This is a genomic window from Pseudoalteromonas sp. G5_S1_14_S5 (genome assembly GCF_054968605.1).
Genome location: NZ_JBQKUM010000195.1, coordinates 1 through 956, shown reverse-complemented (window position 1 = coordinate 956; position 956 = coordinate 1). Strand labels below are relative to the sequence as shown.

General features: G+C 40.2%; 2 protein-coding genes. Both read left to right on the top strand.

What is annotated here, in order from left to right; translation table 11 throughout:
- Nucleotides 1-239: 239 nt before the first annotated feature.
- Nucleotides 240-413 (top strand): hypothetical protein, encoded by a 174-nt coding sequence (locus ACTRWI_RS22515; protein ID WP_171369653.1) that lies wholly within the window; start codon nucleotides 240-242, stop codon nucleotides 411-413.
- A complete protein-coding gene (locus tag ACTRWI_RS22510; RefSeq protein WP_499133916.1) occupies nucleotides 370-840 on the top strand; it encodes a hypothetical protein in 471 nt (156 codons plus the stop codon). Before ACTRWI_RS22515 ends, ACTRWI_RS22510 begins: the two co-directional genes overlap by 44 nt.
- Nucleotides 841-956: the final 116 nt, after the last annotated feature.

Below are 956 nucleotides of genomic sequence, written 5' to 3'. Positions count from 1 at the left end.
ACCTAAGACACTAAGCTATGCGGACTTTCGATTGAGCGTGAGTATGATTAGCGTTATGGTTGGTCACATACAATTACGGATTAAATCCGTCTAATAAGCGTTATGAACTTGCGTAGACTAAGAGGTTCTTGAAAGCTAGATGTTTCGAATGAAAAATTGATCCTTCAGGTTCTATCTAGTAATATTAACTACGTATCGTAATATTGATACATCCGTTAAAGGAACAAAGGTAAATTATTATGACTAACCCAAACTTAGACCTGCTCAAAATGGCAAGTGACATCGGTGATAAACATCGAGGTGTTTCAGTGGTTGGCAAAACTAAAGAAGAAACAATGGCTAATCTTCTTACCATGTTTAAGGCTAGTAATGAGCAATATCGAACAGAAACCAATAACAAGAGCTCTCGTTAACCCTTCCTTTCAAGAAATCAGCGACTATTTCGGCTATGATTCAACCAAGTATGTTCCCGAAATAGCCGCAATCCTGCAACAGTGGACCGATCAAGGTTACGTTGAAGTATATCAAACAATTCAAGACCGAGAGTACGGAATGATTAAGTCGTCCGAACTTAACAGTAAGGGTGTACTCGCTCCTTACTATATAGGTCTGTATCACGCGCGCTTAGTCGAGGGCGAGCATGATCCATTAGTTGTCGTTAAGTTCTACGAAGATGAAATTCAATATCATACTGAATCTGCTACAGAATCTGTTGATATGCGTTTTATGATAGATCATGAGGACTTCTTTGGCACAGCTAGTGTTAAAAGAGATCCTGCTTCATTAAGAGAAATGTGGTTGGAGGTAAAGGGTAAAATCGACGAGGGTGACCCTTCATAACTCCAGTTCGAGAACGTACAAAACAAGCATTTAAGAGTGATTCCCAACGCTTGGCATTTTTGGTGCCATCGTTGGGCTTTGTGTTTATGGCGGTATGGCCTAGTGATGACCTAGTG